The sequence below is a fragment of the Providencia sp. PROV205 genome, from assembly GCF_028479505.1.
Lineage (GTDB): Bacteria > Pseudomonadota > Gammaproteobacteria > Enterobacterales > Enterobacteriaceae > Providencia > Providencia huaxiensis.
In genome coordinates, this window is sequence record NZ_JAMPNU010000001.1 from 82,014 (window position 1) to 108,730 (window position 26,717).

At 40.7% G+C, this 26,717-nt stretch carries 22 protein-coding genes and 1 other annotated feature; of the genes, 9 read left to right on the plus strand and 13 right to left on the minus strand.

Annotated features, from left to right (window positions below):
* Positions 1–17 precede the first annotated feature (17 nt).
* Together dcd and asmA are read left to right on the plus strand one after the other, a co-directional pair.
* The gene (dcd, locus tag PR800_RS00390; protein WP_004909269.1) at positions 18–599 is read left to right on the plus strand and encodes a dCTP deaminase; all 582 of its coding nucleotides are present in this window, start codon (positions 18–20) and stop codon (positions 597–599) included.
* 128 nt (positions 600–727) lie between these two features.
* Positions 728–2,566 (plus strand): outer membrane assembly protein AsmA, encoded by a 1,839-nt coding sequence (asmA, locus tag PR800_RS00395; RefSeq protein ID WP_166266444.1) that lies wholly within the window; start codon positions 728–730, stop codon positions 2,564–2,566.
* Between the two features lie 79 nt (positions 2,567–2,645).
* On the opposite strand, the gene PR800_RS00400 is transcribed toward asmA, so the two are convergent.
* Positions 2,646–3,185 (minus strand): hypothetical protein, encoded by a 540-nt coding sequence (locus PR800_RS00400; RefSeq protein ID WP_102138405.1) that lies wholly within the window; start codon positions 3,183–3,185, stop codon positions 2,646–2,648.
* Between the two features lie 183 nt (positions 3,186–3,368).
* Positions 3,369–4,952, minus strand: coding sequence for a TerC family protein (locus tag PR800_RS00405; protein ID WP_272529930.1), 1,584 nt, complete (start codon positions 4,950–4,952; stop codon positions 3,369–3,371).
* Between the two features lie 242 nt (positions 4,953–5,194).
* On the opposite strand from PR800_RS00405, the gene gndA reads away from it, so the two are divergent.
* The gene (gndA, locus tag PR800_RS00410) at positions 5,195–6,601 is read left to right on the plus strand and encodes an NADP-dependent phosphogluconate dehydrogenase (RefSeq protein ID WP_166266453.1); all 1,407 of its coding nucleotides are present in this window, start codon (positions 5,195–5,197) and stop codon (positions 6,599–6,601) included.
* A gap of 191 nt (positions 6,602–6,792) precedes the next feature.
* On the plus strand, positions 6,793–7,989 hold the full coding sequence (locus PR800_RS00415; RefSeq protein WP_166266456.1) for a multidrug effflux MFS transporter: 1,197 nt from the start codon (positions 6,793–6,795) through the stop codon (positions 7,987–7,989).
* Positions 7,990–8,061: 72 nt separating this feature from the next.
* On the opposite strand, the gene PR800_RS00420 is transcribed toward PR800_RS00415, so the two are convergent.
* Positions 8,062–11,211, minus strand: coding sequence for a M66 family metalloprotease (locus PR800_RS00420; protein ID WP_272529932.1), 3,150 nt, complete (start codon positions 11,209–11,211; stop codon positions 8,062–8,064).
* Positions 11,212–11,512: 301 nt separating this feature from the next.
* Between PR800_RS00420 and PR800_RS00425 the strand changes: the two genes are divergently transcribed.
* Positions 11,513–12,154, plus strand: coding sequence for a CatB-related O-acetyltransferase (locus PR800_RS00425; protein ID WP_102138410.1), 642 nt, complete (start codon positions 11,513–11,515; stop codon positions 12,152–12,154).
* A gap of 48 nt (positions 12,155–12,202) precedes the next feature.
* Here the strand turns inward: PR800_RS00425 and PR800_RS00430 are convergent, their stop codons facing one another.
* A complete protein-coding gene (locus PR800_RS00430; protein WP_166266462.1) occupies positions 12,203–12,700 on the minus strand; it encodes a YbaK/prolyl-tRNA synthetase associated domain-containing protein in 498 nt (165 codons plus the stop codon).
* A gap of 332 nt (positions 12,701–13,032) precedes the next feature.
* Between PR800_RS00430 and PR800_RS00435 the strand changes: the two genes are divergently transcribed.
* Both PR800_RS00435 and PR800_RS00440 read left to right on the plus strand, forming a co-directional pair.
* Positions 13,033–15,210: a TonB-dependent receptor gene (locus PR800_RS00435; protein ID WP_272529933.1), complete on the plus strand. Its 2,178-nt coding sequence runs from the start codon at positions 13,033–13,035 to the stop codon at positions 15,208–15,210.
* A 63-nt stretch (positions 15,211–15,273) separates the two neighbouring features.
* Positions 15,274–16,260 (plus strand): ABC transporter substrate-binding protein, encoded by a 987-nt coding sequence (locus PR800_RS00440; RefSeq protein WP_102138413.1) that lies wholly within the window; start codon positions 15,274–15,276, stop codon positions 16,258–16,260.
* Between the two features lie 34 nt (positions 16,261–16,294).
* On the opposite strand, the gene hisIE is transcribed toward PR800_RS00440, so the two are convergent.
* The 8 genes from hisIE to hisG are packed head-to-tail and all read right to left on the minus strand — an operon-like array spanning position 16,295 to position 23,371.
* Positions 16,295–16,906: a bifunctional phosphoribosyl-AMP cyclohydrolase/phosphoribosyl-ATP diphosphatase HisIE gene (gene hisIE / locus PR800_RS00445; protein ID WP_102138414.1), complete on the minus strand. Its 612-nt coding sequence runs from the start codon at positions 16,904–16,906 to the stop codon at positions 16,295–16,297.
* Positions 16,900–17,676 (minus strand): imidazole glycerol phosphate synthase subunit HisF, encoded by a 777-nt coding sequence (gene hisF, locus PR800_RS00450; RefSeq protein WP_004909328.1) that lies wholly within the window; start codon positions 17,674–17,676, stop codon positions 16,900–16,902. The genes hisIE and hisF overlap by 7 nt, the downstream gene beginning before the upstream one ends.
* On the minus strand, positions 17,658–18,395 hold the full coding sequence (gene hisA, locus PR800_RS00455) for a 1-(5-phosphoribosyl)-5-[(5-phosphoribosylamino)methylideneamino]imidazole-4-carboxamide isomerase (RefSeq protein ID WP_102138415.1): 738 nt from the start codon (positions 18,393–18,395) through the stop codon (positions 17,658–17,660). The genes hisF and hisA overlap by 19 nt, the downstream gene beginning before the upstream one ends.
* Before the next feature lie 5 nt (positions 18,396–18,400).
* Positions 18,401–18,994, minus strand: coding sequence for an imidazole glycerol phosphate synthase subunit HisH (gene hisH, locus PR800_RS00460; RefSeq protein WP_115167675.1), 594 nt, complete (start codon positions 18,992–18,994; stop codon positions 18,401–18,403).
* Positions 18,994–20,061, minus strand: a complete 1,068-nt coding sequence (gene hisB, locus PR800_RS00465) for a bifunctional histidinol-phosphatase/imidazoleglycerol-phosphate dehydratase HisB (RefSeq protein WP_166266474.1) — start codon at positions 20,059–20,061, stop codon at positions 18,994–18,996. Before hisB ends, hisH begins: the two co-directional genes overlap by 1 nt.
* A gap of 13 nt (positions 20,062–20,074) precedes the next feature.
* Positions 20,075–21,145 (minus strand): histidinol-phosphate transaminase, encoded by a 1,071-nt coding sequence (gene hisC, locus PR800_RS00470; RefSeq protein ID WP_166266476.1) that lies wholly within the window; start codon positions 21,143–21,145, stop codon positions 20,075–20,077.
* Positions 21,146–21,148: 3 nt separating this feature from the next.
* Positions 21,149–22,465 (minus strand): histidinol dehydrogenase, encoded by a 1,317-nt coding sequence (hisD, locus tag PR800_RS00475; protein ID WP_166266478.1) that lies wholly within the window; start codon positions 22,463–22,465, stop codon positions 21,149–21,151.
* Between the two features lie 6 nt (positions 22,466–22,471).
* Complete coding sequence (gene hisG / locus PR800_RS00480; protein WP_004256451.1) at positions 22,472–23,371, minus strand: ATP phosphoribosyltransferase; 900 nt, start codon at positions 23,369–23,371, stop codon at positions 22,472–22,474.
* A gap of 53 nt (positions 23,372–23,424) precedes the next feature.
* Positions 23,425–23,552, minus strand: a sequence feature (His leader region).
* 268 nt (positions 23,553–23,820) lie between these two features.
* Here hisG and PR800_RS00485 point away from each other — a divergent pair.
* Complete coding sequence (locus tag PR800_RS00485; protein ID WP_272529935.1) at positions 23,821–24,648, plus strand: SDR family oxidoreductase; 828 nt, start codon at positions 23,821–23,823, stop codon at positions 24,646–24,648.
* On the opposite strand, the gene PR800_RS00490 is transcribed toward PR800_RS00485, so the two are convergent.
* Positions 24,649–25,272, minus strand: coding sequence for a glutathione S-transferase family protein (locus PR800_RS00490; protein ID WP_102138422.1), 624 nt, complete (start codon positions 25,270–25,272; stop codon positions 24,649–24,651). It lies immediately after the preceding gene.
* Between the two features lie 217 nt (positions 25,273–25,489).
* Here PR800_RS00490 and PR800_RS00495 point away from each other — a divergent pair, with 217 nt between their 5' ends.
* Complete coding sequence (locus PR800_RS00495) at positions 25,490–26,695, plus strand: serine hydrolase (RefSeq protein ID WP_166266484.1); 1,206 nt, start codon at positions 25,490–25,492, stop codon at positions 26,693–26,695.
* The last annotated feature ends 22 nt before the right edge of the window (positions 26,696–26,717 follow it).

Sequence of the window (26,717 nt, forward strand, 5' to 3'; positions counted from 1 at the left end):
TGAAGGGGGAAACAACCATGCGTCTTTGTGACCGCGATATTATTCAATGGATGGATGATGGTAAATTAGTGATTAGCCCACGCCCACCAGTTGAACGAATCAATGGTGCAACTGCAGATGTTCGTTTAGGAAATCAATTCCGCGTTTTTCGAGGACACACGGCTGCATTTATTGACCTTAGTGGCCCTAAAGATGAGGTTAATGCGGCATTAGATCGTGTCATGAGCGATGAAATTGTTCTTGATGAAGATGAGCCATTTTTTCTGCACCCAGGAGAATTAGCACTTGCAGTGACGCTTGAGTCTGTTACGCTCCCTGATAACCTTGTAGGTTGGTTAGATGGGCGTTCTTCATTAGCGAGATTAGGTTTGATGGTGCACGTAACCGCACATCGAATTGACCCCGGCTGGCATGGTCAAATCGTGCTAGAATTCTACAATTCAGGTAAATTGCCGTTAGCGTTGCGTCCTGGTATGGTGATTGGTGCTTTAAGCTTTGAGCCGTTATCTGGTAGTGCTGATCGCCCCTATAATAGCCGGCAAGATGCTAAATATAAAAACCAACAAGGTGCTGTTGGTAGCCGTATCAGCGAAGACTGATAACCGGTGAACTTTGCGGAAATTGTTGCGTTTTAATGGATATTAAATAGGTAATTTCCGCCCATTTTCAGGGATAGGTGTGAGTTCATTTTTGTGGCGAGCGCAAGCGGAATTAAAGAGAGGGAAGGATGAAACGTTTTTTGACGACACTGATTATTTTACTTGTGGTGATTGTCGCTGGGCTAACAACACTTGTAATGCTAGTGAACCCGAACGATTTTCGTCATTATCTTGTTGAACAAGTAGAGAAAAAAAGTGGTTATCAACTCGAGTTCAACGGCGACATGCGTTGGCATGTATGGCCAACTTTAAGCATTATTACTGGGCCAGTTTCCCTTACCGCACCGAATGCCGCTAAGCCTATTCTAAGTGCCGATAATATGCGTTTAGATGTTGAATTATGGCCACTTATTTCCCATAAGCTTTCTGTTGAGCAAATTGTTATCGATGGCGCTGTTATCCGAAAAACGCCAGAGAGCGAAATCCAAACTCACCATAACGCTCCTGTAGCACCAGGTGGTGCGCCGACAGCAGCGGCTTCACAAGAGAAAAGTAGCTGGTTATTAGATATAGAAAAAATTAATATTTCTAATAGTTTAGTTATTTGGCAAACAGCTAAAGATGAATTTAACCTGCGTAATATTGATTTATCACTGAAGAAAAATGATAAAAATCAGGTAGCGGTTAAATTCAGTGGAAATCTGAATAAAAACCAACAAGAGTTTGTATTTAATTTACGTGCGGATGTTAACTTATCCGATATTAATCAAAAAATTAGTGGGGCGTTAACTCAATTCGACTATAAATTGAGTGGTGTCGATTTACCTGAAAGTGGGATTGAAGGGCAAATAACGGGTGATTTTCTATATACCAAAGGGAAGGTGGAAAGTGCGAGTTTAAGCAAGCTGGCAATAACGGCCAATGAAAGCGCCTTATCAGGGGATGCCAGTATCCAATTAACAGACACACCGCAAATTGTTATTAAACTAGCCGCAGATAAACTGGATTTAGATAACTTATTAGGCACCGCTTCGGCAAATATTAATTCAGAAATAGAAACGAATAATAACCGCGTTGGTGTTAAACCTGTGATTTCAGGCTCTAATCCTCAGCAGTATGACTTATCAGGGTTAAAGACTTTTACCGCGAATATTAGCCTAGGGATAAATCATTTGATTTATCGTGGAATGATAGTAAACGACGTCATTTTTGAGGCGCAGAACCAAACACCACGCCTGACCGTTTCAAAATTACAAGGCAAAGCCTTTGGTGGTGATTTTTCATTGCCTGTGACGTTTAATTACAGCTCAACGCCTGCTTATGTTTCAGCAAAACCAGATCTAAAAAATATCGACCTAACACCGTTATTAAATGCTTTCAATATGCCACAAAAACTAAGCGGGGTTATTTCACTCAATGCTGCGTTATCCGGTGTTGGTTATGACGATTATGCAGTGAAAAACCAATGGCAAGGGCCGGTTAATTTTGAACTAAGAAACGCAAAATTACAGGGGCTGAATATTCCGCTATTAATTCAGCAATCCGTTTCCAGAGTAACCAATAAGATTAATGCACCCGTCAATTCGGGAAATTTCACTGAGGTTGATTCCTTCACTGTGACAGGAAAATTAAATAAAGGTAATTTGAATATTTCCTCTATGAATGCGGTCTCACCCTTAGTTAACATTAGCGGACAAGGTCGGATGAATATTCCTAATGAAACCATTGATGTCAATTTAGGGGTTAATATTTCTAATGGATGGGGCGGTGATTCACGTTTAGTTCAACAGTTGCAAGCTATGACTATTCCTCTGCGAATTTATGGCAGCTGGCACAATTTAAAATACCAATTAGATGTGGAAAAACTACTGCGTAATGAGTTACGGACGCAAGCTAAAGAAGCTATTGGTAACTTCCTAAAGAAAGAAGAAAATAAAGGGCTCAATGATTTATTGAATTCATTGTGAAGATAAATTTATGCTTCATATATGAATAGTATAAAAATGGAGCCGCTTAAAATAAGTGGCTCCATTTGATGGTAATAATTTATAATTCAAATTTGGATAGTGTTTTTTTGCCCATCAGAAGGTTATCATGTTTTTCACTATTATCTATGTAAGTTTGGTGAGTCTGATTCATTCTGACATTATCTTGTTTTTTTAACTTTGCTATCTGAGCCTCCACGTTTTTTACTTGACCTGGTGCACGATCGAGTGTTTTTTGCTTCGAACTATGATGCTTGTATGAAGAGCTATTTAACAGCTTTTGATATTTAAAGATGTCTTTTTGTATAGTATCTAATCTGTCCCCAAAATCTTTGATATTATCCTTAGAGAATGCCCCATTTTCTTTGTTGTTTTTAAAATCGTTAATTTTTGAAGTAATATCACTTAACAGCTTTGTAATGGCATTATTCAGTTGTTTAACATCTTTTTTATTAACGGTTTTTTCTGATGTAGTAACAGGACATTTTTGATTATTGTTACTAACGTTGTTAGTATGTCCACTTATACCTTTCGATGAATTACTTGTATTTCTATTTACATTCTGGATATTTGTATTTTGTTGAGGAGTTTTAATTTTCATAACATGGCCTTTATTAAAGTTAATTGTATTTTACTGGTCGAATTATTCAGTGTTTCAATGTTATTATCTTTAATAAAACGCTACTGTTTTTATTGTTAATGGTTAAAGGGATAATATCTGCGGTTTTTAGGCAAAAAAATACCAGCCATATAGGCTGGTACTTAGTCAAAAAGCACGTGCTAATTAGTCATCTTCAAACTCATAACCATCCCCTTCAGGGGCTGGTGGAGTGATTAACACTTTATTGACGCGGTGGCTGTTAACCTCAAGAGGTTGGAAGATACAACCATTGATGGTGACTTGTTCCCCCACTTCTGGAACGCGCTGTAAGTGCTCCATTAAAAGACCTGCAATAGTTTCATATTCACGCTTATCGTCTAATTCCATCGGGATAAACATGATCAAGTCTTCAAGTGGCATAAAACCATTGGCAATCCAGGTACCGTCATCCAGTTTTTGAATGTCGTGGCGAGAGTCATTTTCTTCATCACCCACTGGCAAGTTACCTGCGATGGTTTCCATTACGTCGGTCAATGTCACGATACCTTCGATAGAACCAAACTCATCGACAACGAAGGCAAAGTGAGTATGCGCCTTACGGAACTGCTCTAACGCTTTTAATAGTGATAACCCTTCAGGGAATATTAATGGTTGGGTAATTAGCGCACGTAAGTTTAATGGCTGGCCTTTTAATTGCTGCTTAACCAAATCCATCACATGCACAACACCGACAGGTTCATCGCTGATAGTTTCATCGATGACAACTAAACGTGAGTGTGGGTTCTTCTCCATTAATTGCAGTAAATCTGCAGGAGATTTATTAATGTCGAGATAGTCCACATCATGGCGCGAAGTCATGATACTTTCAACGTTGCGCTGGGCCATGCCAAGTACGCGAGCAATCATCAAACGTTCTTGAGGGTCAAAAACCGATTGATTATCTGCGATAAGGTTTGAGGTGTGAGGGTCTAATTCCCCACGCTCATTATTACCGCTAAGAATACGTAATACTGCTTCTGCCGTACGTTCACGTAGTGGGCGAGAGCCTGTTAGGAACTTACGACGGTTAAATTGGGCAAATTGGTTTAAGACTTCAATCATGATAGAGAAGCCAATTGCAGCGTATAGATAACCTTTAGGAATGGCATAACCAAAACCTTCGGCAACTAAGCTGAAACCAATCATTAGTAAGAAGCTTAAACACAGTATGACAATGGTTGGGTGCTGGTTAACAAAGCTAGTTAACGGTTTACTTGCCCAAATCATTAATACCATTGCAATGGTTACAGCAGCAATCATTACACCGATATGGTCAACCATACCGACAGCGGTGATCACAGAGTCCAATGAGAATACGGCATCAAGAACAATAATTTGTGCAACAACAGCCCAGAAATTCGATGTCTTTCTTTGGGTATTGGTGTGTTCGTCTTTCCCCTCCAACCGCTCGTTTAACTCCATTGTGGCTTTAAACAAGAGGAATAAACCACCCACTAACATGATCAAGTCTCGAGCACTAAAGGCGTGATCAAAGAGAGTTAATATTGGTTTCGTGAGGGTAATGAGCCATGACAGGCTAAATAGAAGAACTACACGCATAATCAGGGCTAATAAAAGTCCAGTTACACGGGCTCTATCACGCAGCTTTGGCGGGAGCTTATCGGCCAGAATGGCGATGAAGACGAGGTTATCAATACCAAGAACGATTTCTAGAACGATAAGGGTAGCGAGGCCCGCCCAAATCGAAGGATCTGCGATCCATTCCATACAGTTTGTTTTACCTTCTGATATGACGGCTTATACCGACGAATGAATAATGCGGTTTGTTGAATGAAATATCAATAAAAAATCACGTTAATTGGACAATTCTTGACAAAAATGGCCTTGTATACGTCATCGATTGCATCAATAACTACCATGCTGTCCAATCCTAGGTTAATATGTGATCCCGTTAACAGAATGTCAGCACGGTCGAGGCTGACTTAGTCCTAATCAGACAGGAGTTGTTCATGTCAAAGCAGCAGATTGGTGTTGTCGGAATGGCAGTCATGGGGCGTAACCTTGCGCTCAATATTGAAAGCCGTGGTTACTCAGTGTCTATCTTTAATCGTTCTAAAGATAAAACAGACGAAGTGATTGCCGAAAATCCAGGGAAAAAATTAGTTCCCAACTATACGATTGAAGAGTTTGTTGACTCTCTGGAAAAACCTCGCCGCATCTTGTTGATGGTAAAAGCGGGTGAAGCAACGGACAAAACAATTGCCTCGCTGACTCCTCATCTGGACAAAGGGGATATCTTAATTGACGGTGGTAATACCTTATTCACTGATACTATCCGTCGTAATCGTGAATTATCCGAGCAAGGTTTTAATTTCATCGGTACTGGTGTTTCTGGTGGTGAAGAAGGCGCACTGAAAGGCCCTTCAATTATGCCAGGTGGCCAAAAAGAAGCTTATGAATTAGTTGCGCCAATCTTAAGAGAAATTGCAGCGCAAGCGGAAGGCGAACCTTGTGTGACCTACATTGGTGCAGACGGTGCGGGCCACTATGTGAAAATGGTTCACAATGGTATCGAATATGGTGACATGCAGTTAATCGCAGAAGCCTATTCATTACTAAAAGGGTCATTGAACCTCAGTAACGAAGAATTAGCGGGCATCTTTGCTGAGTGGAACAAAGGTGAACTGAGCAGCTATTTAATTGAAATCACTGCAGATATCTTCAAGAAAAAAGATGAAGAGGGGAAATATCTGGTTGACGTGATCCTCGATGAAGCTGCTAATAAAGGTACTGGTAAATGGACTAGCCAGAGTGCGCTGGATTTAGGTATCCCTCTAACTTTAATTACTGAATCTGTCTTTGCGCGTTATATTTCTTTCTTAAAAGATCAGCGTGTTGCGGCATCCAAAGTATTAACGGGTCCAACCTTGAAAGCCGTTGAAGGCGATAAAAAAGACTTTATTGAAAAAGTTCGCCGTGCGCTGTATTTAGGTAAAATTGTGTCTTATGCACAAGGCTTCCAACAGCTGAAAGCGGCATCGGAAGAATATAACTGGGATTTAAACTACGGTGAAATTGCAAAAATCTTCCGTGCAGGTTGTATTATTCGTGCGCAGTTCCTGCAAAAAATTACGGACGCGTATAACCAAGATGCGAAAATTGCCAATTTACTGTTAGCGCCATACTTCAAACAAATTGCTGATGAATATCAGCAAGCACTGCGTGATGTTGTTTGCTACGGCGTACAAAATGGTATCCCAACACCAACATTCTCCGCGGCTATTTCTTATTATGATAGCTACCGTTCAGCGGTATTGCCTGCAAACTTAATCCAAGCACAGCGTGACTACTTCGGTGCTCACACTTATAAGCGTACTGATAAAGACGGTGTTTTCCATACTGAGTGGATGGAATAAAATTCGTTATCATTAATCTTTGATAACCCAAAGGGCGCTAGGTTTAGCGCCTTTTTTCACTTTTGAAGAGCCGTAAAATGTTTAATTTATAATTATAAGTAACTCATTAATTATACGGTGATTTTTGTTTTTTTATTATTTATTACATCTAATATTTTCTAAACTACATTTATCGAGTCTAGGCATGGTTTATGCGTAATTTTCTTATCTTAGTACTTTTATTAGTATTACTTGGCCCATTAGGGATTGATTTATATTTGCCTACAATACCTGATATTGCGAAGGATTTAGGAAGCCGTGAGTCGGTGATCCAATCTACAATTGCCTTGTTTATTTTAGTTTTAGGCTTAGGGCAGTTAATTTCAGGCCCATTAGTGGATAGGTATGGCCGAAAACCTATCGCGATTTTGGGTATAGTGCTGTACATCATTGGTGCAGGTGTTGCTATTGCAGCAACAACCCCCGTGGTATTTATTGCCTCGCGTTTATTGCAAGGGGTTGCAGTCTGTTGTACTTCGGTAGTGGCATTTAGTTGTGTGCGTGACCGTATGAATGGCACGGAAGCGGCTCGTGCTTTTGGTTTTTTGAATGGAACATTGAATATTGTTCCTGCGTTAGCTCCGTTGCTCGGAGGCCTGTTAGCAGAAGCGTGGGGCTGGCGAGCACCGTTTTGGTTTCTTGCTTTGTATGCGTTAGTCATATTAGTGCTGATTGTTGCCTTTTTACCTGAAACTCGCCCGGCTAATTTGCCAAAAGCAAAAGTTATCCCGCTGAAAACCTATGGCCGAATTTTGGGGGATCGCCACTTTATGGTGTTTGCCTTAGTCAATGCGGGTACGATGGGAATGGCGTTGACTTATGTTTCTCTTGCCCCTACTGTGCTGATGGGGGATGCCCAGTTAACTCCGCTCGCGTTTTCTATTGTATTTGGTATTAATGGTTTTTGGATCATGTTTGCCAGTTATATCGCTAATTATTTTATTCATAAAATAGGGCGACCAACTTGTTTGTTAGTTGGTAGTTCAATGATGGCATTTGGCTGCTTAGGGTTATTGCTAGGTTTTGTCGTATTACCGATAGAAATACAAAGCCATTGGTTAGTTTATATGTTACCTGTCGCTTGCGCTTGTACAGGGCTGGCCTTTATGATGGGAACGGCAACCAGTTATGCTTTAGAACCGTTTGGTAATGAAGCAGGCACCGCATCTGCCTTAGTGGGGTTTGTTCAAATGGCAGGGGGAGCGACACTGGGACTTTGCGCTATCGGTTTGCCTATCGCGCCAAAAATGTCATTGGCGTTAGTTATGTTAGTTGGATGTTTATTCGGTTTACTTGCAAGAAAAACGAGCTTATTGCTTGCTAAATCAGCCTCGACGAGAACAATTTAATATTGTTATTTCAATATGTTATATGTAGTTATCACTAATTGGCTTAGATAATTAGTGATAACTTGGATAATATTATGCAATCTCGCCATTAATCGTTGTCAGTAATCTGTTCTTTTTGATTTCAATTTCTCTAGAATGCACAATTTTATTATCAATATAAAGATTAGCTTTTATAGGGTTTAAACTTCGTTCAATATTAATATGGAATTTATTCATCATATCCTCATTTGAACGGAAGTTATGAAGTTGGTACTGGCTTGTTGTCCCATTTTCTAAAATAACCTCTAAATATGGAATGCGAGTATTTATTTCTTTATCGCAGTTATAAACCATGCCATATGATCCATATAATGAAGGATAGATATAGCTATCGATGACTTTTTTAGGGTCATAAAAGCCCATTAATGTTACTACAGGTACTCCTTGTTTATAGGGAATTTTGTAGAGAATTGTTTTATTGTTATCGTTTCGATTCCAAGTGTAGCCATCTGAAATATAACATATTGAATCATTTTTCTTGATTGATTCAATTTGGTTGTTAATATGAATTTCACTATCCCAATCTGCAGATGATTGTATTCTTAAAACAGAATTCCTATTATTTTTATCTGCGAGTGGAATGTTAATTTTCGGGGCGTGATAACCATTCCCATTATAAATATTAACATTACTGCTTTTTTCTAATAGTGAATTTAAATCATTAATTGTAATGTCTGAACCATTTACTGCAGTAAACTCGATGGCGTTAAATTGTGAAAGTTCTAAATATGTATCTACCATCTCTTTTGTCTTTGGGTCCCATTTTTTATACCCTGTTTTTGATTCAGGACTAAATACATAGTTATTTTCCAATCTTTTTTGAATTGCAATAAAGGAGTTAGGGGTGTAAGCAGTGTAAACGTTGTAACGAGTATCATAAGCTTCACCTCCACTCATTGCATCATGGTTTAATGTACCATCTTGATATGTATTTGGAATAAAATAGTTATTATCTGAATCCCACAGCCAAGTTGAATTTTTTTTATTTGCGGTTGTATGAGATCCGCCTTCATCTCCCCCATAATAATCACTTAAGCCAAAATTGTGGCCGAATTCATGACTAAGCTCGTTATTATCTGTCCTATTTAACGTCGCTTTACCTCCACCACCAGACCAGCCGTGGACGACTCTACCATTTTTATACATTCCAACAGAGTTATAGGCAGTTATCTGGGATGTTGGAACAAAAGAATCAGAATCTGGAGCCGAGCTATTTACACCATAATTTGCCATATTAACGCCATTAGCATAAAAGTCTTTAGTGATCGACTCCCTCATGCTACCACTATGGCCTCCTCCTTCATCGGGGGCTTTATCTGTAAAAACTTGACCGTCAGGCATAACCACTTTTAATAAATGGATAGGTTCGTAACGAGAAACAATGAGTTTTTTGACTGGGATCGTTTGATAATATTGACGATTCAGTTCAAATTTATCTAGAAAAAGAAGTGTGTCTCTTGGTGGTGTAAGCAACCCAATATCAAAAGTATTAATGAGTAACTCATTTGGCGCACCTACATCAATGTGAGATAACATGCTTTTTTGACCTTGATAAATAAATTCAAGTTTTATCTCTGGATGGATATATTCCTTGGGGACTGTAGTAGACCATGTATTTTCGATATATTCTAAGTTATTAATAAAACTTTCTTTACTATTTTTATTAATAGGAACCCATTTTTTATCTAAGTCATAGACAAAAAGGATGCTTTCACCTGTTTGTAACTGTAAGGTGTTTTTTCCATAATGAATGTAGCTGCTATATGATGCATTCGAGCTAAACAGTATTTTTTTATTATGAAATGCATCATTTTTATTAAGAGTGAAGTCATGGCTCCAATTACCATCACTCGTTGATATTTTCATCGAATTATTGTTTTTTATTAATTGGTTGAAATGTTTTTGATTTTTAGAAATTTCAATAATCGCTTTATTTTCATCTAGAGTGATAGCGAATTTACTAGGGTGTGAGTTGTTAATTATTGATTTGTTATCAGTAATTGAAATGTTTTTCCATACTCCATTTAAATCACAATGGAATAGTAATAACCCGTCTTTTTTTAGCTCATAAACTTTATTTTTAGTTTGGATGAACGTGGATTCTTCAGCTTCTGATGTAAATATGATTTTTTTAGATGCAAAATTTTTATTCTGCGATAGTGTGAATTTTTTGATTCTATCATAATCCATTTTAGTTATTTTTATGGTGGAGTTTTTTTCTAAGATATCCTCAAAGAACTCTGCATCTATTTTTTCTCTATCTATGTCGGGTAGATTACCAATTTCAAAATCGATAACTGGAAGCGTATTTGGGTGTGCTTTTTTAGGAGGGCTGTAATATTTTATTTTTTTTACATCATTTTTTGTTAGCCAATATCCATTTTCATCGCAGATAAAACGAGTGGCTGATTTTGCCGGTAGTGTTAAGGTGTTATTACCATAGTTAACTTCAACTTCATTATTATTAGTATTGTGTAATGCTATAGTTTTACCTTTATAGCTGATATTGTTATGAAGAATAAATGGTTTTTCTATACTGTTATGGTTGAGCTTTAAATTTATTTTATTATTATTTAATATCGTTTCATGTAAGTGGTTTTGATTTTTCGATATTTCAATTAATTCACTATTAGACCTAATGATGAGGTCAAATTTTACCGATGATTTAAAATCATGAGATGATAAATTAGTTTCTCTTATGCTATTATTGGCTAATTTGGGTAGTTTGGAAGGAGGGGATAATGGCTTGTTCATTATTAAATAATTATTTTTATCATAAATGTTTAATTGAATATCATTAGCCTCAGGGATGTATGCATGTGGCTTAAACATAATTAAAGTTTTTCGCTCTTTAACTAATTTAGGTTTACAGTCCCCTTCGATATGGATCTTGGCTGGAAGAATATTAGCTTGAGCGAAAAATACATTTCCTTTTAACTCCCCCTTTACATCACTAGTATGTCGGTTGTTATTGAAATAATGTTTTGTTTTTTCACTTTGTAAAAATGAGAGGTTATCGAAGGATTTATTTATCTCGGATATTAAATGAAAGTAATCGATAATAGAATTAAATTCATTTTTAGTATCTGTAAATGAATAATTGTCTTTAATTGATGGTGTGTAGTTATTTAAGCTATTAATAAATAATAAAGGAGAGACGGGGATTAAGTGTTTATTCAGCATGCAATATTATCTTCTCTATCTATTGTTTCGTGGAAGCAGCTAGAAGTTGTAATTGATGGTAAAATAAAATATCTTTAAAAAAAAGATTAATTGCTTAATAGTTACTCCTAAATGATACTCTAAGCATTGGAAGGCTAACCATTAGTTAGAAAACTAAATTTATTAAAATTAGTGAGGTTAAAATGAATAACTCATTACTAAAAAAACCAATGATTACTCAGTGTGATGTGTTTTGAACGCGGATACATCACCATAGAAAGCGTTCTATGGTAACGATAAACAAATTAAGGGTTTTATTACCATGAATCAAAAACATTGGTCAAAATATCAACTGCTACACGAAGTCGTACAAAATCCTAACATTCATGTTAAAGGCCAACATAGCTACTATAGTGACTGCTGGGATGGTGGGTTTGAAAATTCAGTTGTGCGCTATTTACAGGGGGACGAACAAAGTCGAGATTGGCAATTAGCGTGGGATGTCGACCAACTCTATATTGGTGATTACGTTTGTATTGGTAGCGAAGCTGTTATTTTAATGGGGGGAAACCATACACATCGCATGGATTGGTTTTGTTTGTATCCATTTCTTGAATATATTGAGGAAGCTTATATAGGAAAAGGGGATACAATCATTGGTGATGGGGTATGGGTAGGCATGCGTGCCTTTATTATGCCTGGTGTTAAAATTGGTGAAGGCGCAGTTATCGCAACGAATAGCGTGGTAATTAAAGATGTTGAGCCTTATTGCATCGTCGGTGGAAACCCTGCAAAGGTAATAAAACATCGTTTTTCGCCAGATATTATTACTGAATTACTCGCATTGAAAATTTATGGTTGGCCAGAAGAGAAATTTATTGCACTAAAGCGGTTTATTTGTGGTTCCGATTTTGTGGCATTAAAAAATGCCAGTCAGGAATATGATCAGCGATTGATTAGTTAGTTTTTTTATTGAAGGGTATTCTGTGGAATACCCTTTTTTAATACAAAACTAATTTTCTTCTGTGCGAATAAACTCAACTAAAGTCGGTGTGGCTATTCTTTGATAATCTTCTGTATTTAAAATAATAGAGCGCTCTAATGTACCTGCATTAAAGGCGAGTTCTTCAAAACGTTCAAATAATAGCGGGTCAGCAATTAATTTTAAGTTGGGGTGAAAACTAAAAGGTGGAATAGCCCCGAACACACATTGAGTGAGCTCATCGACTTCCTTTGGGCTTGCTAAAGATGCGCGGGTTCCACCAATTGCTGTGGCAACCTTACTTAAATCAGCCTGTTTATCAGCAGGTAAAATTGCCAATACGTGTTGGCGGATCCCATTTCCTTTTACATGGCATACTAGCCCTTTTGCCCCTTGCCCAAGTTGCGTACCACGTATTTTTGCCACTTCTTCTGATTTACCTGCCGTAGGATGCTCCATCACCCGATATTTTGCATTATTTTTATCAAGTAATTGTGTGAGTTGCAAAAAAATAGAATTTTCAGACACCGTTTTTTCCCTTTAAAACCACATCAATAGAAGGGAATGATATCAAGTTCATTGAGAGATACAATCGTAAAAAGAAATGAACTAAAAATCATAGGGTTGGGAAATTTTTTAAATTGCATATCAGATGCTGTTTTAATCTGTATTGCTATCTGAATGGTGATTTTATCTATTGGATATTCTGTCTGCTATTTTATTTTTAATAAATTCAAATAATTATAAAACAATATTTCAATAGGATAATGAGAATACATATTGTTAAGAATTGAGTTTGATCATTTACGGTGCATTTTATTCTCGGTAATATAAAGTTTTATATAACGAAAACAGATAACATGAAACGTAAAATAAATTTATATATTCTAATACCTCTTATTGCAGGGATCGCCCCATCAATTGTTGCTGCGCAAGTCTCTGAGCAGCTTACAAGCTCCAAGCAAGACAAAATGTTGGTGACAGCGGCTTCAGGGGATGTCACAACAGAAGCTCAAGCCGGAGCGGGCTTCTTTACCTCTCAAATTGATTTAGGCCCGTTAGGGGATTTGGATTGGATTGATACTCCCTATTCCACAACAACAATCAGTCGTGAAATGATTGATAACCAGCAAGCGAAAAGTATCAGTGAATTACTTAAATATGCCCCGAGTACCCAAATGCAAGCACGTGGGGGAATGGATGTGGGACGTCCACAAAGCCGTGGGATGCAAGGAAGTGTCGTAGCTAATAGTCGGTTAGATGGCTTGTATGTCGTCTCAACGACGGCATTTCCGGTTGAAATGTTGGATAGGGTGGACATTATTAATAGCCTCACGGGGTCTTTGTACGGCCCTTCTAGCCCGGCTGGTCAGTTCAATTTCACGGCAAAACGCCCTGAAGATATTCAACGCTTATCTTTAGGTTATCAAAGCCGTAATGCCTATAGCGGCCATGTTGATCTTGGGGGGTATTTTGATACAGATAAGCGCTTTGGTTATCGTTTAAACTTAATGGATGAAGAAGGAACGGGAAATTTAAAGGATAGCACTCTACGTCGTAAGTTGGCTTCTGTTGCCTTTGATTGGAACATTCAACCGGGGACACAGTTACAGCTCAATGCTAGCCACTATAATTTTGTACAAAAAGGTTATGTGGGGAGCTTCAGCTATGGTCCTAAAATTAATTTACCAAAAGCACCTAATCCGCAAGATAAAAATTTAGCTATGCACACTGCGGGGAATGATTTAACTACAGATACAGTGAGCACTCGCTTACTTCATGATTTTAATGAAGATTGGACATTGAATGCCGCAGTCGGATATCAACAAGCAGATAGAGCGATGCGCACGGTGACCAGTATGTTGGTCAATGATAAAGGTGATATTAAGCGCTCACTCCGTGACTCTCCGGCTTCTGGGCGTTTTCGTGTACTTAGTAATTCAGTGACACTTAATGGCCATGTAGACACGGGGTCTATTGGACACGATTTGTCATTCGCGACGAATGGTTATGTTTGGTCTATTTATAGTGCAAAGGGAGCTGCTACGGCTTATGACCTTGGCTCAACGAATATGTACCACCCATCTTCATTGATAGAACCTGCAAATGGTAAAATTTACACGGGTGGCTCACGCTATAAATCTGCGGAAAATAGTCAACAAAGTATCACTATCGGCGATACCGTTACATTTGACCCACAATGGTCAGCGATGTTTTATCTTAGCCAAAGTTGGATAGAAAGTCGTAGTTTTGACAAACAGAACCATAAAACCAGCCAAACTAACTCCAAGGGGTTAAGCCCAAATGCTGCCGTGATGTACAAAATCACCCCACAATTGATGACTTATGTAAGTTATGCAGACTCATTGGAGGAAGGGGATACGGCTCCGATAGGACAAGGCGTTAAAAATGAAGGGCAGACTTTAGACCCATATCGTAGTAAGCAATATGAAGTTGGGGTTAAAGCTGATGTGGCTGATTTAAACCTTGGTGCGGCACTGTTTCATTTAGAGCGGCCATTTGCTTATGTGGATAGTCATAGTGTGTTTCGTGAACAAGGTAAGCAAGTGAATAGGGGGCTTGAGTTAACCGCTACAGGTCATGTGTGGCAGGGGTTAAACGTTTATAGCGGCATAACATTTTTAGACCCTAAACTGAAAGACACAGGCTCTCGAACCACTCGGGACAAACGAGTGGTTGGAGTTCCAAAAGTCCAAGCTAATATGCTAGTTGAATATGCGCTGCCAGCTATGCCTGAGTTGGTTTACAGTGCAAATGTACATTACACCGGTAAGCGAGCGGCAAATGATACTAACTCAAGTTGGATTGGTAGCTACACGACGTTAGATTTAGGAACTCGCTATAGTACAAAAATCAACCAGATTCCTACCACTATTCGCCTATCGGTCGATAATGTCACTGACGAACGTTATTGGGCATCTATTTTCCCATCAGGTAATAACGGCCAAGGTGGTGGAAATAGCGCATTCTTAGGCTCTGGCCGTGAAGTCCGCGCAACCATCACATTTGATTTTTAATGGTCGTAACAATAAACGTAAGGAGCACCCTTCTTTATTATGAAGTAAAGAAGGGGCATTAAGATGAGAAAAATAACTTTCTTACAATCCATTATTTTGCTTGCCGGGCTACTAGTCAGTAGCTTGTTAAATGCAAAAACGGATAACCCCGAGTTGCGTATTGCAACACCGTGGCCAGCACAAAATACCATTATTATGATGTTGGGTTATGGCGAGCAAATCGTTGGTACATCGGTGATAGCGAAAAGAATTCCACTATTTCGTCAAATGTTACCCAATATTGATAATGTTCCAGTTATCAGTATTAGCAACCAATTAAATCCAGAGCAAATAATTTCTTTGCGTACACAATTATTGTTTGTGGCGAAAGGCATGGAAGTCCCTCAACGGGACATATTGGAAAGTGCAGGGGTAAAAGTTGTAGAGTACCCTGCAAATTCATTGCAAGCTTTACAAGCTAGAGTTCAAGCGACAGCAAAAGAACTAGGACCAGATGCACAAAATAAAGCGCTTGAATATCAACGCTATTTTGACCGTAATGTCAGGTTGGTAAATGAACGCTTAGTCGGGCTAACAGATACAGAAAAACGTAGGGTTTATCATAGTATGGGAAATACGTTATTTACCTCGGGGCGCCCTTCGTTAAATCAAGATTGGATGGATTTGGCGGGAGCCAAAAATGTGGCTGAAACTTGGTTTTCGGATAAGAAAAATAACTCAGGTGAGGTATTACTGGAGACGATTATTGCGGCCAATCCCGATGTAATCGTTGCAATGAATAAAGAAGATGCCAATATCATCCGAACGTCTTCCCAATGGAAAGCCATTAGCGCGGTAAAAAATCAACAGGTGTATGTCAACCCAAAAGGGATGTTTTGGTGGTGCCGTGAAACCTCAGAAGAAGCATTACAGTTTCTGTGGTTAGCGCAAACTCTTTACCCAGAGCGCTTTGCGGATATCGATATGAAACAAGAGACAGCAGATTTCTACCTGAAGTTTTTTGGGATTTCGCTGAGTGATGCACAAATTGATAATATTTTGCACCCATAAAATAAAACTGCCAGCGAGGCTGGCAGTTTATCGATTACTGGTGACGCTCTTTTAATCGTTTGATTATCGTACTTAAATCAAGTTCTTGGTCTTGCAGTAATACCATTAAATGGTACATCAAATCAGCCGCTTCATTGGTTAATTCTGCGCGGTCATTAACGGTTGCCGCTAATGCGGTTTCAACACCTTCTTCACCCACTTTTTGCGCAATACGCTTAGTACCACTTGCATATAAACGCGCGGTATAAGAGCTTTCAGGAGAAGCAGTTTTGCGCTCTTTGAGCAAGGTTTCTAGTTCAAACAAAAAGCCCCAGTCACTTTGTGCGGGTGCGAAGCAGCTTTGTGTGCCGTTATGGCAAGTTGGGCCATCCGGTAACGCGAGAGCTAGCAGCGTATCGTTGTCACAGTCTGGGTAGATATCCACTAAATTTAAAAAATTATTGGAGGTTTCGCCTTTCGTCCACAAACGTTGCTTTGTGCGAGAGAAAAAGGTGACTTTACGGCTGTCTAAGGTGACATTTAATGCTTCAGGGTTCATATACCCAAGCATTAGCACATCACCTGAAACGGCGTGTTGTACGATAACAGGCATCAGGTTATCGACTTTTTGCCATGCAAGTTGGCTACATTGTTCTGTGGTTAACATACTCTAATTTGAACTCCGTTTTCGGCTAGGTATTGTTTTAAGTCACCGATATTAATAATTTGTTTATGAAATACAGAAGCGGCTAAAGCACCGTCAACACCTGCGTCAGTGAAGGCATCAAGAAAATGCACTTTTTCGCCTGCACCGCCAGAGGCAATCAAGGGCACTTGGCAGACTTCGCGGACTTTCTTGAGTTGTTGTAGATCATACCCTTGGCGTACACCATCTTGGTTCATCATATTTAACACAATTTCACCCGCGCCACGTTGTTGCACTTCTTTTACCCAATCAAGGGTTTTCCACGTGGTTTGTGTGGTACGTTTTTCATCACCGGTAAATTGGTAAACGAGATATTCACCTGTGCTTTCATCAAACCAAGTGTCAATACCAACAACGATACATTGTACGCCAAAGCGTTCAGCTAAACGGCTGATTAATGTAGGGTCGGATAATGCCGGGGAGTTGATGGAAATTTTATCAGCACCAAAAGAGAGAATTTGTGCGGCATCATCGACACTTTTAATACCACCCGCGACGCAAAAAGGAATATCAATTACTTCAGCGACTTTGGCAACCCAGCTTTTGTCTACCACTCGGCCATCAGAAGAGGCGGTAATATCATAAAACACCAGTTCGTCTGCGCCTTCTTGGGCGTAGCGCTGTGCTAATGGAACAATATCACCGATGATTTCGTGATTGCGAAATTGGACACCTTTAACCACTTGGCCGTCGCGAACGTCCAAACAAGGAATTATGCGTTTTGCCAACATTTGATTGCCTCCGCAACGGTGAATTTACCTTCTAATAATGCACGGCCAACAATTACGCCGGCTGCACCAGATGGCGGAATAGCCGCGATATCGTCTAAATCCCCAATACCGCCCGATGCTTGAAAAGCAATATCAGGGAATTTTTGGCTAATTTCTTGGTATAAATTCACATTAGAACCCGCCAATGTTCCATCTTTGGAAATATCCGTACAAAGGACATGTTTTAAGCCATAAGGACGATATATTTCAATGGCTTGTTCTAACGTTAGATTTGAATTCTCCTGCCAACCGCTAATGGCGATTTCTTTTATGCCTTGGTCATTAATACGTACGTCTAAGGCAAGGACAATGGCTTCGCCACCATAGGTCTCAAACCACGTTTTGACCAGCTCAGGCTTAGTGACAGCCGTTGAGCCAATGACAACACGGGTCGCTCCAGCTTCCAGTAAGGCTTTAACATCTTCTTCGGTACGAATACCACCACCAACTTGTACTGGAACACTGACGCCTGCTAATAATTTTTTGAGTAGTGAAATTTGGCGTTTTTGTGGGTCTTTAGCTCCCGTTAAATCCACGAGGTGCAATAATTTTGCCCCTTCTTTTTCATATTGCTGCAAACGTGGGAGCGGGTCATTGCCATAATCAGTTTGCTTGGCGTAATCCCCTTGGTGCAACCGCACCACCGTGCCATCAATTAAATCTAATGCAGGAATGATCATGGTAATTACATCTCCAAAAAGTTTTGAATCAAGCGTGAGCCTGCGGTGCCAGAACGTTCTGGGTGAAATTGGACACCGTAGAAGTTATCGCGATTCACCGCGCTACTAAACGGGTTGCCATACTGAGTTTGTGCGATGGTATTACTGGAAATTGGCATCGAATAACTGTGTACAAAATAGAAATAGGCGTTATCAGGGATATCCCGAAACAGTGGGTTTCCTGCTAGGGCTTTTACTTGGTTCCAGCCGCTATGTGGAACAGGAAGCCCATTGGCATCCATTTTTTGTACAGGGCTATCAATTAACCCCAGTAGTGGCACCGTAGATTGGCCTTCTTCACTAAAAGAACCGAGTAATTGCATACCTAAACAGATACCTAATACTGGTTGGGTCAGTGCTTTGATTAACGGTACTAATTCGCGTTCAGTCAGCTTTTCCATGGCTGCGCTAGCCGTACCGACACCGGGCAAAAAGACTTTGTCGGCTTGTAAAATAGTGTTGGTATCGCGGCTCACCACAGGGTCATAGCCTAGGCGTTTTACCGCATAGGCTACAGAGGCTAAATTTGCACAGCCGGTATCAAGGATGACAACGTTCATTACAGAACCCCTTTCGAGCTAGGTAACGTATCCCCTTCAACACGAATTGCTTGGCGCAGTGTGCGGCCGAAAACTTTAAATAAGCTCTCTGCTTTGTGGTGATCGTTTTTCCCTTTGGTTTTCAGGTGTAACGTGCAGCCCATCGCATAGGAAAGCGAGCTAAAGAAGTGCTCAATCATTTCTGTGCTTAAGTCACCGACGCGTTGGTATTTAAACTCGGCTTTGTATTCAAGGTGTGGGCGGCCAGAAATATCCAGCGCGCAGCGCGCTTGGCATTCATCCATTGGGAGAACGAAACCAAAACGTGCGATACCGCGTTTATCTCCAAGTGCCACTTTCAGCGCTTCACCTAGTGCAAGACCGGTATCTTCAACGGTGTGGTGGTCATCGATAAACAAGTCGCCATTGACCTCAATGTTTAACCGGAAACCACCGTGAGTCGCGATTTGGTCTAACATATGGTCAAAGAAGCCCACGCCAGTGCTAATTTTGCTGCCGCCTTCTTGGTCCAGCCAGACTTCGACTTGAATATTGGTTTCTTTTGTGACGCGTTTGACCAGTGCATGGCGGTCGCGTTTAGTTAATTGCTGGGTGATAGCTTCCCAGTCAAGTTCTGTTGGGCTATAACGTAACCCTTTGATACCCATGTTTTTAGCGAGTTGAATGTCTGTTTCACGGTCACCAATCACATAGCTATTTTCGCTATCTAACACGTTGCTATCTAAATAGCGTTCGACTAACTGGAGCTTAGGTTTACGACAAACGCAGTTATCTTCAGGCTTATGTGGGCAAATTAACACTTCATCAAATTTAACGCCTTGGGACTCAAATACCTGCATCATTAAATTATGCGGTGGCTCGAAATCTGCGGTTGGGAAGCTATCGGTGCCTAAGCCGTCTTGATTGGTTATCATCACTAAGCGGTAATTGGCTTTTTGCAGAGCAAGTAAGCTAGGAATAACCGCCTTTTCAAAGGCGAGTTTACTTAAGCTATCAACTTGGAAGTCGGTTGGCGGCTCGGTAATTAATGTTCCATCACGGTCGATAAATAAAATTTTCTGGCTCATGAGTCATTCCTAATTAGCAAAGTGCTGCAATAGCTTCAATAACACGGGTATTTTCTATTTCTGTCCCAACAGTAATACGCAGGCAATTAATGAGACCGGGTTGTTTGCTCTGGTCACGTAAAATAATGCCTTGGTCCCACAGGGCTTTAAACACTTTATTACCATCGGTAAAACGTACCAAAATATAGTTAGTTTCACTCGGATAAACGTGTTCAACCACCGATAAGTCGCGCAGCGCTTCACGAAGTGCAATACGGTTTTCTGTTATCGTTGTTACGCGGCTTTTCATTGTCTCAATGCCTTGTGGTTCAAGAGCTTGAGCTGCAATCATCGCAACAGGGGTTGATAAAGGATAAGGGGCGATAACCTTTAATAGCACTTCAATTACTTCAGGGGTGGCTAAGGTGAAACCACAACGTAAACCGGCCAATGCAAAGGCTTTGGATAAGGTTCTTAAAATGACCAAGTTTGGATATTGTGCTAACCAGCTTGCTACACTGTATTGTGGGCAGAACTCAATATAAGCTTCGTCGACGACGACTAACGCACGGCCCGCAGCCATATCTAGCACTTCGCGTAAATCTTTATTGTCGATGATATTGCCTGTTGGGTTATTCGGGCTGCAAATATAAATCAGTTTGGTATTGGATAGATTTTCACGGATCGCATTAACGTTTAATGCCCAGTCTGGCAACGCCATGATTTTCTTTTGTTCAACACCAAAGGTTTCTGCACTGACGCTGTACATGCCATAGGTTGGCGGGCAAAACATTACCGCATCTTTGCCTGGTTCACAAAATGCGCGGATCAGCAACTCAATGGACTCATCGGCCCCACGGCAAACGAGCACTTGTTCTGGTTTAACTTTGACATAAGCCGCATAGTTATTGATCACCGCAACCGGTTGGCATTCAGGGTAACGGTTAAGGTTACGTTCACTGAATTGGTAATCAGGTGCAATCGGGTATTCATTGGCATTGAGCCAAACGTCTCCATTTCCCCCTAGACGTCGTGCAGACATATAAGGTGTCATGGTTTTAACATTTTCACGTGCAAGACTGGCGGCATTAAATGGTTGGCTCATGACTTACTCCTGATTTTGTTTTTTTAGTTCGTTAACGCGTAAGGTAACGGCATTTTTATGAGCCGTGAGTTGCTCTGCTTGAGCTAACGTTTCGATGGTGTCGGCTAAGCCTAATAAGCCTTGCTTTGACAGCTTTTGGACTGTCATTCGCTTCATAAAATCAGCGAGCCCAAGGCTTGAATAGGTTGAGGTATATCCATAAGTAGGCAATACGTGATTGGTGCCTGATGCATAGTCGCCAGCCGACTCTGGCGACCAGTCGCCAACAAACACAGAGCCGGCACTTGTGATAGCATCGACCAGGTCATCGGCATTGCGAGTTTGCAGTATTAAGTGCTCAGGGCCATAACGGTTGCTAATTTCAACGCATTGAGCGATGGAGTCAGCGATGATGACACGGCTGGCACTCAGGGCTTCTCTCGCTATTTCTGCACGTGAAAGTTGCGCTAATTGTTTTTCTGTTTCTTCAATCACGCGTTGGGCAAAGCTTTCATCGTCAGTTAATAAAATAACTTGTGAATCAGGGCCATGCTCTGCTTGAGATAGCAAATCAGATGCGGTAAATGCGGGGTTTGCACCGTTATCAGCAATGACCAACACTTCGGAAGGACCCGCAGGCATATCAATGGCTGCTCCATCATGGCTTTGGCTGACTTGGCGTTTTGCTTCAGTGACATAGGCATTACCGGGGCCAAAAATTTTATCAACCGCAGGAATGCTTTGGGTACCAAATGCCATTGCAGCAATCGCTTGCGCACCACCTACTTGGAAAATATCGCTGATGCCGCACAGTTTCGCTGCATACAAAATTTCATCGGCGATAGGTGGAGGTGAACATAAAATAATTTTACGACAGCCAGCGATATTCGCAGGGGTTCCCAACATCATGACCGTTGATAACAGAGGGGCCGACCCCCCTGGAATATATAAACCGACTGCATCTATTGGGCGTGTGACTTGTTGGCACACGACGCCTGCCTGTGTTTCCACTGTAATCGGAGTGGGTTTTTGGGCTTCGTGAAAACGACGAATGTTGCCAATCGCTGTTTTCATTGCTGTTTTGATTTCATCACCAAGACGAGCCTCTGCTGCGTCAACAGCATTTGCAGGAACACGCACCGTTTCGACTTCAGTTTTATCGAAACGACGGCTCAGTGCTTTGAGGGCGGTATCGCCCTCGTTACGGACTTGGTCAATAATTTGGCTAACCGCAGTACTAATGCTACCAGAAGCCGCTATTGCAGGGCGAAGCAGCAAAGCGCTTTGCTGCTCTTGGTTACAAGCCGACCAGCGAACAGGTTGGTTAAATCCCATTTTCATGACGGCTTACTCCATCATTTTTTCAATTGGCAGGACAAGAATAGAGCTTGCCCCTAACGCTTTGAGTTTTTCCATGGTTTCCCAGAACAGCGTTTCTGAGCTCACCATGTGCATCGCCACACGGCTTTGTTCGCCTGCTAACGGTAAAATAGTTGGGCGTTCAGCACCCGGCAGTAAGGCAATGATTTCTTCGAGTGTTTCACTTGGCGCGTGCAACATGATGTATTTGGACTCACGCGCTTGGATGACACCTTGGATACGGGTCATCATACGGTCAATAAGCTGTTGTTTTTCAGGCGACATTTCACCATCGCGTTGAATTAAACAGGCTTTAGAACGGTAGATGACTTCCACTTCTTTTAGGCCGTTTGCTTCAAGTGTTGCACCTGTAGAGACGAGGTCACAGATGGCGTCAGAAAGGCCAGCGCGCGGAGCGACTTCGACTGAACCATTTAACAGACATGATTTAAATTGAATGCCTTTTTGGTCGAAATAGCGTTTTAACAAGTGTGGGTAGGAGGTTGCAACACGTGAGCCATTTAAGCACTCTGCACCGGTATAGTTGAAATCTAATGGGGCAGCGAGAGATAAGCGGCACCCACCAAAATCGAGGCGACGTAGTGTTTTGTATTGTGGGTTTTCACCTTGAGCACGACGATTCAATAACTCTTCTTCAAGAACGTTTTCACCGATGATCCCTAAGTCAACGACACCGTCCATGACCAGCCCTGGAATATCGTCATCACGAACGCGAAGTAAATCAATAGGCATATTTTCTGCATAAGCAATCAAACGTTGTTGTTGTAAATTGATTTTGATGCCACAGCGAGAAAGTAACTCTCTTGATTCTTCACTCAGACGACCTGATTTCTGTATTGCAATACGTAAACGTGATTTATCCAACATGACTTTACCCTTATCCCTTTAAAATTTTTTGTTTAGTAACTCTTTGTTCAAGAATAAAAAAACCCTCGGAAGATTATCTTCCGAGGGTTCTCTCAATTCGCATTTCAGCCACCGGAAGATTCGTTGAACGTCTTCCAGCACACATCGCCCGAAAGACTAGTCAGGATGATGGTGATGATGATGGTTGCGTGAAATACGATTCATAATGTCTTCCGTTCTGTTATTTAAGTGAATGACTAAACATTCATTGTGCTAACTAAATACTCATTGGTATTCAACCTATCCGATTTCCCCCTATGAATGCAACCTTTTTTTTAAAAATAACCAATAATAATTAGTTGTTCACTTTTTATAGTGATAAATCCCTCAGAAATTGTATTCGGAAGTTTTATGGTTTTCAGCTACTCTGTGATTAATTTCAGTCAGTTGAACGATTGGGGAGTTATCATATGAAGAAAGTCACTATCATCGGGTTAGGCTGGGTTGGGTTACCTCTTGCTCAGGCCTTATTGTCTCAAGGCATTCATGTGGTTGGAACTAAAACAACACCAGATGGTATTGAAGCCGCTCAAGCGGTAGGAATAGAGTGCTATGCATTGAAATTAACCCCAGAACTTGAATGTGATGACGATGATTTAGCACAATTGATGGAACAAAGTGATGCTATCATCATTTTGCTACCTCCATCTAAAATTAATACTGAATACTATGTGACCGCGGTTGAAGCACTGGTAAATAGCGCGATAGCATTTCAGGTGCCTAAAGTTATTTTCACATCATCTACGGCAGTTTATGGGGAACAAAATGGCGAAATGACTGAAAATAGCCCATTGGATGGAGTGACGGAATCAGCTAAAGCCTTGGTGGCGACAGAACAGTGGTTGCATCAGTTACCGAACATATCGGTGGATATTCTGCGATTAGCGGGATTAGTCGGTGAAAAACGCCATGCAGGACGTTTTTTAGCGGGGAAAACTGGGGTTAAGGGGGCAAACCAACCTGTGAATATGGTGCATCAAGATGATGTGATTGCCGCCATTTTATTATTGCTCCAGCAACCGCAAGGGGGACATATTTATAACCTCTGTGCGCCCGTCCACCCAACACGAGCCGAATTTTATACTCATGCAGCACAATCTATCGGGTTAACCCCGCCTCAATTTATTGAAGAGAAGAATACGTTAGTGGGGAAAACCATTAACGGTAATAAAATTTGCCAAGAACTCGGGTTTGAATACCAGTACCCAAACCCAAGTTTGATGAATATGACCCTGTGATTATTTAATCGGGATCATGACAATTTTTTGGAACGCAGGGCGTGTGGTCAGTTGCTGGTACCAGCGCTCCAAATTTTTAAATTCAGGGCGCTGCGTGACAATTTCATGCCAAGGGTAAAATAGTGGTGCGATAGCAATGTCAGCGATACCAAATTTGTTACCACTGAAATAGGCTTGGTTAGCTAATGCATTATCAGCAATGGTTAGTAACCGGTTGATATTGCCATAAATAATTTTAGCTTGTTCTGGGTCTCTATCTGCTTCTGGGACACGAACAATCTTGTTCATCATCTGTTTAATGTGGTCGAATAAATTAGCACCACTCCAATCCATCCATTTATCAGCGGCCGCTCGTTCTTGTAGGTCTTGTGCGAGTAATAAGTGAGAATGATCAAATTTTTCCGTAAGGTAACGTAAAATCGCATTCGATTCCCACAGCGCAAAGTCATCATCCTGTAGAGTTGGAATTGTGCTGTTTGGATTCATTTTTATATATTCAGGTGTATCTAGCCCACCAAATGGGCCACCCACATCTTTTTGATTGTAAGCGATATTTAATTCTTCTAAGCACCAAAGTACTTTTTTGACATTGGAAGAGTTGACGCGTCCCCAAACAGTTAACATGGCAGTCTCCTAAATTGATTTTTTGGCATCGACCATGGTTAAGATAGATTAAATTTACTCAGAGGCAAATGTTTATTTGTTATCAGTGGCCTCAGTGAAATTAAAGTCTTATATTAGGTCTAGTTATCAAATTTTGTCACAGCGATGGGTTCTCGTTTAGTGATGTTGAGTCAATGACAGTAATTTAAATGTACAGAATTAAGTGAAGGAATAACCGATGAGTAAGAAAATGTTGTCTTTAAAAACCCGCCGAGCTGGAATTGGGTTGAGTCTTTTGGTTGCCGTAAGTACCAGTGCTTATGCGGCGCAGACACCGGTTGCTCCTCAAGTCGATGCAAAAGCGTTTGTTTTGATGGATTATAATAGCGGTAAAATTTTAGCGTCTGGGAATCCAGATGAACGCTTAGATCCCGCAAGTTTAACAAAAATTATGACCAGCTATGTGATTGGCCAGGCCGTCAATGCAGGGAAAATCACGCCACAAGACATGGTCACAGTAGGGGAAGATGCGTGGGCGACGGGTAACCCTGTTCTTAAAGGCTCCTCTTTGATGTTTCTAAAGCCTAAAGACCGTGTTTCTGTATTGGATCTAAATAAAGGGATTGTGATCCAGTCAGGGAATGATGCCAGTATTGCTCTTGCCGATTATGTTGCAGGTAGCCAAGACTCATTTGTGAGTTTAATGAATCAATACGTGCAAAAGATTGGTTTAAAGAATACCCATTTTAAAACGGTTCATGGTCTAGATTCAGAAGGGCAATATAGTACAGCGCGGGATATGGCATTGTTAACCCAAGCAATGATCCGCGATGTGCCTGATGAATACGCACTGCACAAGGAAAAAGAATTTACCTTTAATAAAATTCGTCAACCAAACCGTAATCGTCTGTTATGGAACCAAAATTTAAAAGTGGATGGCGTAAAAACTGGGCACACGAGTGGAGCAGGCCATAACTTAGTCGCCTCTGCAACAGAAGGTGATATGCGTTTGATTTCAGTCGTGTTGGGGGCGCCAAGTGACCGTGTGCGTTTTTCTGAAAGTGAAAAATTACTGACATGGGGCTTCCGCTTCTTTGAAACTGTCACGCCAATTAAGGCTGATGCTACACTGAAAAAACAACGCGTTTGGTTTGGTGATATTTCAGAAGTTGATTTAGGCGTTGCCGATGATGTTTCTGTTACTATTCCTAAAGGGCAGCTGCAAAACTTAAAAGTGGATATTCAACTGACCAATGATTCACTTGAAGCGCCACTGGCTAAGAACCAAGCGGTAGGTACGATTAACTTTATTCTTAATGATGAAGTCATCGAACAGCACCCTTTAGTTGCAAAAAGTGCCGTTGAGGAAGCGGGGTTCTTCGGTCGTATTTGGGATTACATCATGAAAACGATTAGTGGCTGGTGGAGTGCCATTTTCGGTTAATAATGATTAAATGAAAATGATG